Source organism: Pseudomonas sp. Sample_24, assembly GCF_004307605.1.
Classification (GTDB): Bacteria; Pseudomonadota; Gammaproteobacteria; order Pseudomonadales; family Pseudomonadaceae; genus Aquipseudomonas.
In genome coordinates, this window is sequence record NZ_RCNW01000263.1 from 13,691 (window position 1) to 21,756 (window position 8,066).

Below are 8,066 nucleotides of genomic sequence, written 5' to 3' on the forward strand. Positions count from 1 at the left end.
TTGATGGTGATCTCGGGGAAGACTTTTACGATAAGTTTCATGAAAACAGCGCGCGAACGGCCAGCCGAAAAAGGGGGGCGCGGATTATAGCGGAAATTGCTCAAGGTTTAACCAGTTAATGTGCAGAAGGTTTTGCCCGCACCAAAAGAGGTCATTTTTAGCTTTAGGCGCCACATTGTAGGGCGATAATTTGTTCTTTCAGGCGCCTTGCACCTTTATAAGCGTGAATTTGGGGCAAAAAACCCATGGTGGGGCACTGGCATGCAATTTGCTCCCTTGTGAGGCAGGTTGCCTTGGCAGAGTATTCGCGCCGGCATCACAAACATTTAAGGGCATCCACTACCAGCCCTAAGCCACCCGGAGGACACTATGTCGAAGTCGGTTCAACTCATCAAAGATCATGACGTCAAGTGGATTGATCTGCGCTTCACAGACACCAAAGGCACTCAGCACCACGTGACCATGCCGGCTCGCGATGCGCTGGATGAAGACTTCTTCGAAGTCGGCAAGATGTTCGACGGCTCTTCCATCTCCGGCTGGAAAGGCATCGAAGCCTCCGACATGATCCTGATGCCGGACGACTCCACCGCCGTTCTCGACCCGTTCACAGAAGAGCCGACCCTGATCCTGGTCTGCGACATCATCGAACCTTCGAGCATGCAAGGCTACGATCGCGACCCACGTGCGATCGCCAAGCGCGCTGAAGAGCACCTGAAAGCCACCGGTATCGGCGACACCGTATTCGCCGGTCCAGAGCCAGAGTTCTTCATCTTCGACCAAGTGAAGTTCAAGTCCGACATTTCCGGCTCCATGTTCAAGATCTACTCCGAACAAGGTTCCTGGATGTCCGACCAGGACATCGAAGGCGGTAACAAGGGCCACCGTCCTGGCGTCAAAGGCGGCTACTTCCCGGTTCCACCGTTCGACCACGACCACGAAATCCGTACCTCCATGTGCAACGCACTGGAAGAAATGGGCCTGACCGTCGAAGTTCACCACCACGAAGTGGCAACTGCCGGCCAGAACGAAATCGGCGTCAAGTTCAACACCCTGGTGAAGAAAGCCGACGAAACCCAAACCCTGAAGTACGTTGTGCACAACGTTGCTGACGCCTACGGCCGTACCGCTACCTTCATGCCTAAGCCTCTGTACGGCGACAACGGCTCGGGCATGCACGTACACATGTCCATCTGGAAGGATGGCAAGAACACCTTCGCAGGCGAAGGCTATGCCGGTCTGTCCGACACCGCTCTGTACTTCATTGGCGGCATCATCAAGCACGGTAAGGCCCTGAACGGCTTCACCAACCCGGCGACCAACTCCTACAAACGTCTGGTACCAGGTTTCGAAGCCCCGGTAATGCTGGCCTATTCGGCCCGTAACCGTTCCGCTTCGATCCGTATTCCTTACGTGTCGAGCCCTAAAGCCCGTCGTATCGAAGCACGCTTCCCGGATCCGGCTGCCAACCCGTACCTGGCTTTCGCAGCACTGCTGATGGCTGGCCTGGACGGCATCCAGAACAAGATCCACCCTGGCGATGCAGCTGACAAAAACCTGTACGACCTGCCGCCTGAAGAGGCGAAAGAGATCCCACAAGTTTGCGGCAGCCTGAAAGAAGCCCTGGAAGAGCTGGACAAAGGTCGTGCGTTCCTGACCAAAGGCGGCGTTTTCTCCGACGACTTCATCGACGCTTACATCGCTCTGAAAAGCGAAGAAGAAATCAAGGTCCGCACCTTCGTACACCCACTGGAATACGAGCTGTACTACAGCTGCTGATCCGGTAGCGCCTGCGCAAGCGGCGTGACTAAAAAGAGGCCTCCTTCGGGAGGCCTCTTTTTTTTGGTCATTTTCCGACAGCGGTTATCCCCTTCTCCTCGGACATTCACAGCATCGTCCGGCATCAATCCGCTCAAGTTGTTCGTAGCCTGCTCCGTCTTGCCCGAACTCAACGGATAAAACAATGAAGACCTACCTGCTGACTCCCCTGCTCGCCACCTTGACCACTGCATTGCTGGGCTGCAGCCCGGCATCGCAACCGGCAGGCATCGAACGGAAAATCCTCCTGCAAAGCAGCACCTCCTGGGACAACACCCCCTACACTCGCTACCCCGCAGCCGCCCCTGAACTGACACTGCTCAAACTCAAGATACCGGCCAACACTGAACTCGACTGGCATACTCATCCAATCCCCAACGCGGCCTACATTCTCGCGGGCGAGTTGACGGTTGAGGGCAAGGACAATGGCTTGGTCCAGCACTTCAAACAGGGCGAGGCGCTGGCTGAAATGGTCGACACCACGCATCGTGGAAAAACCGGTGACAAGCCGGTAGAACTGATTGTGTTCTATGCTGGCAGCCAAGGAATTCCATTGTCGGAGTAATTCTCGCTGCCCACAGGGAGGCTGAATGCGGCCACTTTTTATGCTTTTGCTGCTGCCTTTGGCTTTTCCCGTGGTGGCCCAGATCTACAAATACACCGATGCGGATGGCAATACCGCGTACAGCAATCAACCGCCCGACGGAGTACCGGCCCAGCCGGTCGAGCTGCCGCCACTCAACAGCGTTGAACCCCAGACAGCTCCGGGGTCAACCACGCCAACCAATACGGACGAACAATCGCGCAATGCCTACGAAGTACTGGAGCTGACCGGCCTGCCCACCACCGAAGCCCTGCGCGCGAACAACGGCACCTTCACCGTCAATGTGTTGATCAAACCGCGATTGCAAGGCCCGCACCTGTTCAGACTGGTCCTGGATGACCAACCCTACGGTCAGCCCGGCAATGTGCCGATCCTGCAACTGGTGAACATCGACCGCGGCCTGCACAGCCTGGCGGTGCAAGTAATAGACGGGGAAACCGTGGTCCAGCAAAGTCCCAGTGTGACGTTTACCGTGCAACGGGTGCACAAGCCTTGAAGGGTTGGTTGCTGATCGGCCTGCTGTTGGCCTTGCCCGCTTCGGCGCAGGTGTTTACTTACATCGACGCCCAGGGCAATCGGGTCTTTACCGATCAGCCCAGACCCGGCAATGCCAAGCGCGTCCCGCTGGCAACCAGTAACCGAATGGCCGTCCCAGACTCCGCACCAGAGCGCAGCGCAAAGAAACCAGAGCAAAAACCCCTGTTCCACTACGACCTGCTGCGCATTCTGGTGCCGGAGCCCGATGCCACTGTACGCAGCACTGCTGGCGAAATCATCGTCAGTATCACCAGTGAGCCAGGCCTGCAAAAAGGCCATCGCTACCGCTTATTGCTCGATGGCCAACCCACGGCCGAGCCCGGTATCAGCCCGGTATTCCCGCTGACCAGCATCGACCGCGGTACCCACCAGCTGTCCGTGGAGGTCCTCGACGAACACGGCCGAACCGTTGAACGTACCGCCAATCAGCCTTTCCACATGCAGCGCATGTCCCTGGCGCAAAAGCGCAAGGTCAAACCGTGCGCAATCGATGACTATGGCCAACGGCCGGAATGCCCGCTTGCCGAGAAGCCAGTCGAAGAAAAAAGTCCGTTTTTACGCTTCTTCTAAATTGGCTCAGGTTTGCGCACTATATTGGTGCGATTGGTTGCACCTTCGCCAAATTCCAACCCATTTTGGTTCGAAACTACTCGCCGAAGGTGGCAGAGCGCCACTCAATCGAGCGCCGAACGCCCATTTTTGGCGATCCACGCTTCTTTTCGGAGCCTTGGTTTGGTTTTTGCATTTTCCTCGCGTCAGCGCTTTTTTCTTGCGCATGCTTTGCCCTAAAAGAGGTCCCGATGACCATTAGCGACGCACTCCACCGTTTGCTACTCGACAACCTCACCACCGCGACCATCCTGCTCGATGCCGAATTGCGCCTTGAGTACATGAACCCGGCGGCGGAAATGCTGCTGGCCATCAGCGGCCAGCGCAGCCATGGGCAGTTCATCAGCGAGTTGTTCACCGAATCCACCGAAGCGCTCAATTCGTTGCGTCAGGCCGTGCAGCAGGCGCACCCGTTCACCAAGCGCGAAGCGATGCTCACCGCCCTCACCGGCCAGACCCTGACGGTCGATTACGCGGTCACACCGATCCTCAGCAATGGCGATACGTTATTACTGCTCGAGGTACATCCCCGCGATCGCCTGCTGCGCATCACCAAGGAAGAGGCGCAACTGTCGAAGCAGGAAACCAGCAAGATGCTGGTGCGCGGCCTGGCCCACGAAATCAAGAATCCGCTGGGCGGCATTCGTGGCGCGGCGCAATTGCTGGCCCGCGAACTGCCGGAAGAAAGCCTGCGCGATTACACCAATGTGATCATCGAGGAAGCTGACCGCCTGCGAAACCTGGTCGATCGCATGCTCGGTTCCAACAAGCTGCCGTCGCTGGCCATGTGCAACGTCCACGAAGTTCTGGAGCGCGTCTGCCATCTGGTCGAGGCCGAAAGCCAAGGCTGCATCACATTGGTGCGCGACTATGACCCAAGCATCCCTGACGTGCTGATCGACCGCGAACAAATGATCCAGGCCGTGCTGAACATTGTGCGTAACGCAATGCAGGCCATCAGTAGCCAGAACGAGCTGCGCCTGGGCCGCATCAGCCTGCGTACCCGTGCCATGCGTCAGTTCACCATCGGCCACGTGCGCCATCGCCTGGTGACCAAGATCGAAATCATCGACAACGGCCCGGGCATCCCTGCGGAGCTTCAGGAAACCATTTTCTTCCCCATGGTCAGCGGCCGTCCGGACGGTACCGGGCTGGGCCTGGCCATTACCCAGAACATCATCAGCCAGCACCAGGGCCTGATCGAGTGTGACAGCCACCCGGGCCACACCACGTTCTCGATCTTTCTGCCACTGGAACAAGGAGCCACATCGACATGAGCCGTAGTGAAACCGTGTGGATCGTCGATGACGACCGTTCTATCCGTTGGGTCCTGGAAAAAGCCTTGCAACAGGAAGGCATGACCACGCAGAGCTTTGACAGCGCCGATGGCGTGATGAGCCGCCTGGCGCGCCAGCAGCCGGACGTGATCATCTCCGACATCCGCATGCCCGGCGCCAGTGGCCTGGACCTTCTGGCTCGGATTCGCGAACAGCACCCGCGGCTGCCAGTGATCATCATGACCGCGCACTCCGATCTGGACAGCGCTGTCGCGTCCTACCAGGGCGGTGCCTTCGAGTACCTGCCCAAGCCGTTCGATGTCGATGAAGCCGTCTCCCTGGTCAAGCGCGCCAACCAGCACGCCCAGGAGCAACAAGGCCTGGAAGTCGCTCCGACCCTGACCCGCACCCCGGAAATCATCGGCGAAGCGCCGGCGATGCAGGAAGTGTTTCGCGCCATCGGCCGCTTGAGCCACTCCAACATCACTGTGTTGATCAACGGCGAGTCGGGTACCGGCAAGGAACTGGTGGCCCACGCCCTGCATCGTCACAGCCCTCGTGCGGCATCGCCGTTCATTGCGCTGAACATGGCGGCGATCCCGAAAGACCTGATGGAGTCGGAACTCTTCGGTCATGAGAAAGGCGCGTTCACCGGCGCCGCCAACCTGCGTCGCGGCCGCTTCGAGCAGGCTGATGGCGGTACGCTGTTCCTCGATGAAATCGGCGACATGCCGGCCGACACCCAGACCCGCTTGCTGCGCGTACTGGCCGATGGCGAGTTCTATCGCGTTGGCGGTCATGTGCCGGTCAAGGTTGATGTGCGCATCATCGCCGCCACTCACCAGAATCTGGAAACCCTGGTGCACGCCGGGAAATTCCGTGAGGACTTGTTCCACCGCCTCAATGTAATCCGCATCCATATCCCGCGCCTGTCGGACCGCCGCGAAGACATCCCGACCCTGGCCAAGCACTTCCTCAGCCGTGCCGCGCAAGAACTTGCCGTGGAACCAAAGCTGCTCAAGAGCGAAACCGAGGAATACCTGAAGAATCTGCCGTGGCCGGGCAACGTGCGTCAGCTGGAGAACACTTGCCGCTGGATCACGGTCATGGCTTCGGGCCGCGAAGTGCATATCGGCGACCTGCCACCTGAGCTGCTGAGCCTGCCGCAGGATTCGGCGCCCGTGACCAACTGGGAGCAAGCACTGCGCCAGTGGGCCGACCAGGCATTGGCACGCGGTCAGTCGAGCCTGCTCGACAGCGCCGTTCCGGCCTTCGAGCGCATCATGATCGAAACAGCCCTCAAACACACCGCTGGCCGTCGCCGTGATGCCGCCGTATTGCTGGGTTGGGGGCGCAACACCCTGACTCGCAAAATCAAGGAATTGGGCATGAAGGTCGATGGCGGGGATGATGATGAGGGGGATGAGGGCTAGTTTCACCGCTTGATTTTCATCGCTCTTGAGCTCCATTCGCGGGCAAGCCTCGCTCCTACGGGATTACTGCCATTCAGGCCCCGTAGGAGCGAGGCTTGCCCGCGATGCTTTTAGGGGCCGGATGCACCGCCGCAATGCACCGTGAACCGCAATCGCGCACTGTGACCGCTCTGAAATCCAGTCTGCACTCGCAATCGAAGCCCTGCCGAAAAAACGCAAAAGCCCCGGATTACGGGGCTTTGCACATCACGACAGGGCTTTTTGTTTCAACTTATGAAAACCTGGCATGCCCCCTGCAATAGTCCATTCAGTGGTTCAGACCACTACCCAGTTTCGGGGACCTTGGTACAGGCAGGCCGGGGATTCCCCTCTTTACACCGGGCTCACACCGCACAAGCGACGAGCCCATCCCGTTTTGGGGTCCTTGGTACAGGCAGGCCGGGGATTCCCTCTTTACACCGGGTTCACGACGCCATGCGCGAACCCTCCCGTTTTGGGGACCTTGGTACAGGCAGGCCGGGGATTCCCTCTTTTATTGCTCCCGGAGATGGACCTCCAGCCGCCAGCGGTCATCGACCTCGCTACCGGCCCACTCACCCTGCAGGGGACGGGCCGCCACCACCGTCAGCAACAACCCCCCATCGCTCAACCGCACCCGCCAGTTCACGCTCTTGTCGTTAAGCTTGAGCTGACCTTGCTGCGCCTTGCCCTCGGCCTCGAACAACAACGCGACGCTGCCATCGACGATCTCGCCGTGGGTCTTGGGTTCGTTGTTGAACCACACCACCAGTGCGTCGCCCTTTACTTCGATTTGCTGCATGACGCTGGGGTCGGGCGTGGTCAGGCGACCGATCATCAGCCCCACCATGACCCCGACAATGGCCAGCGACATCATCACCCGCGGGAATAGTTTCGAACGCGAGTCGGCTTGCGGCGTAGAATGCCGCTCATCTTTACCTTCGGAGCCGTGCATGTTTCACGTCATCCTTTTCCAACCAGAAATTCCGCCGAATACCGGCAACGTTATCAGGCTGTGCGCCAACAGTGGCTGCCACCTGCATTTGATCGAGCCGCTGGGCTTCGAGATGGACGACAAGCGCCTGCGCCGGGCTGGCCTCGATTACCACGAGTATGCCACCCTGCAGCGCCACGCGGACCTTGCCAGCTGCCTGGAAAGCCTCGGTCATCCACGGGTGTACGCTTTTACCACCAAGGGCTCACGGCCATTTCACGATGCCAGTTTCGTCCCCGGTGATGCTTTTCTGTTCGGCCCGGAAAGCCGTGGCCTGCCCGCCGACGTGCTCGATGCCCTGCCCGCCGAACAGCGCTTGCGCCTGCCGATGCGTGAAGGCTGCCGCAGCCTGAACCTGTCGAATACCGTGGCGGTGGCGGTGTACGAAGCCTGGCGCCAGAACGACTTCAAATAAAGCAGAGACTGATCGTTCCCACGCTCCGCGTGGGAACGCCTCAAGGGACGCTCCGCGTCCAGTGACGCGGAGCGTCACGGGCTGCATTCCCACGCGGAGCGTGGGAACGATCATCTCCCGCCCAAGAAAAAAGCGCCTTTGATGGCGCTTTTTTCGTTAGTGCATCGAACGCTTACTGAACGGTCGGCGTCTCGCCCGCTGCCTGCATGCGTTGCAGCTCTTGCGCGTACAGCGCGTCGAAGTTCACCGGGGCCAGCATCAGCGCCGGGAACGAACCGCGGGTCACCAGGCTGTCCAGGGTTTCGCGAGCGTACGGGAACAGGATGTTCGGGCAGAACGCACCCAGGGTGTGGCTCATCGAAGC

9 protein-coding genes are annotated in these 8,066 nt (G+C 59.2%); 7 read left to right on the forward strand and 2 right to left on the reverse strand.

Translation table 11 applies throughout. The features are described from left to right. The first annotated feature begins 369 nt into the window (after positions 1–369). The 6 genes from glnA to ntrC all read left to right on the forward strand — a co-directional run bounded on the left by glnA (position 370) and on the right by ntrC (position 6,275). Positions 370–1,776, forward strand: a complete 1,407-nt coding sequence (glnA, locus tag D8V06_RS14600; protein WP_056852215.1) for a type I glutamate--ammonia ligase — start codon at positions 370–372, stop codon at positions 1,774–1,776. Positions 1,777–1,960: 184 nt separating this feature from the next. Next, on the forward strand, positions 1,961–2,380 hold the full coding sequence (locus D8V06_RS14605) for a cupin domain-containing protein (RefSeq protein ID WP_056852214.1): 420 nt from the start codon (positions 1,961–1,963) through the stop codon (positions 2,378–2,380). Between the two features lie 25 nt (positions 2,381–2,405). Beyond that, positions 2,406–2,915 carry a DUF4124 domain-containing protein gene (locus D8V06_RS14610; protein WP_056852213.1) on the forward strand — a complete coding sequence of 170 codons (510 nt, stop codon included), beginning with the start codon at positions 2,406–2,408 and terminating at the stop codon, positions 2,913–2,915. Then, positions 2,912–3,526, forward strand: coding sequence for a DUF4124 domain-containing protein (locus D8V06_RS14615; protein WP_130931199.1), 615 nt, complete (start codon positions 2,912–2,914; stop codon positions 3,524–3,526). The genes D8V06_RS14610 and D8V06_RS14615 overlap by 4 nt, the downstream gene beginning before the upstream one ends. Positions 3,527–3,756: 230 nt before the next feature. Next, positions 3,757–4,842, forward strand: a complete 1,086-nt coding sequence (gene glnL / locus D8V06_RS14620) for a nitrogen regulation protein NR(II) (RefSeq protein ID WP_056852211.1) — start codon at positions 3,757–3,759, stop codon at positions 4,840–4,842. Beyond that, positions 4,839–6,275: a nitrogen regulation protein NR(I) gene (ntrC, locus tag D8V06_RS14625; protein WP_056852210.1), complete on the forward strand. Its 1,437-nt coding sequence runs from the start codon at positions 4,839–4,841 to the stop codon at positions 6,273–6,275. The genes glnL and ntrC overlap by 4 nt, the downstream gene beginning before the upstream one ends. Positions 6,276–6,807: 532 nt before the next feature. Here ntrC and D8V06_RS14630 read toward each other — a convergent pair. Then, positions 6,808–7,248 carry a hypothetical protein gene (locus tag D8V06_RS14630; RefSeq protein WP_056852209.1) on the reverse strand — a complete coding sequence of 147 codons (441 nt, stop codon included), beginning with the start codon at positions 7,246–7,248 and terminating at the stop codon, positions 6,808–6,810. Between D8V06_RS14630 and D8V06_RS14635 the strand changes: the two genes are divergently transcribed. Beyond that, positions 7,247–7,702 (forward strand): tRNA (cytidine(34)-2'-O)-methyltransferase, encoded by a 456-nt coding sequence (locus D8V06_RS14635; RefSeq protein ID WP_056852208.1) that lies wholly within the window; start codon positions 7,247–7,249, stop codon positions 7,700–7,702. The genes D8V06_RS14630 and D8V06_RS14635 overlap by 2 nt on opposite strands. Before the next feature lie 172 nt (positions 7,703–7,874). Here the strand turns inward: D8V06_RS14635 and D8V06_RS14640 are convergent. Beyond that, the coding region (locus tag D8V06_RS14640; RefSeq protein WP_177434429.1) for a protein-export chaperone SecB at positions 7,875–8,066 on the reverse strand (192 nt) is incomplete at its 5' end.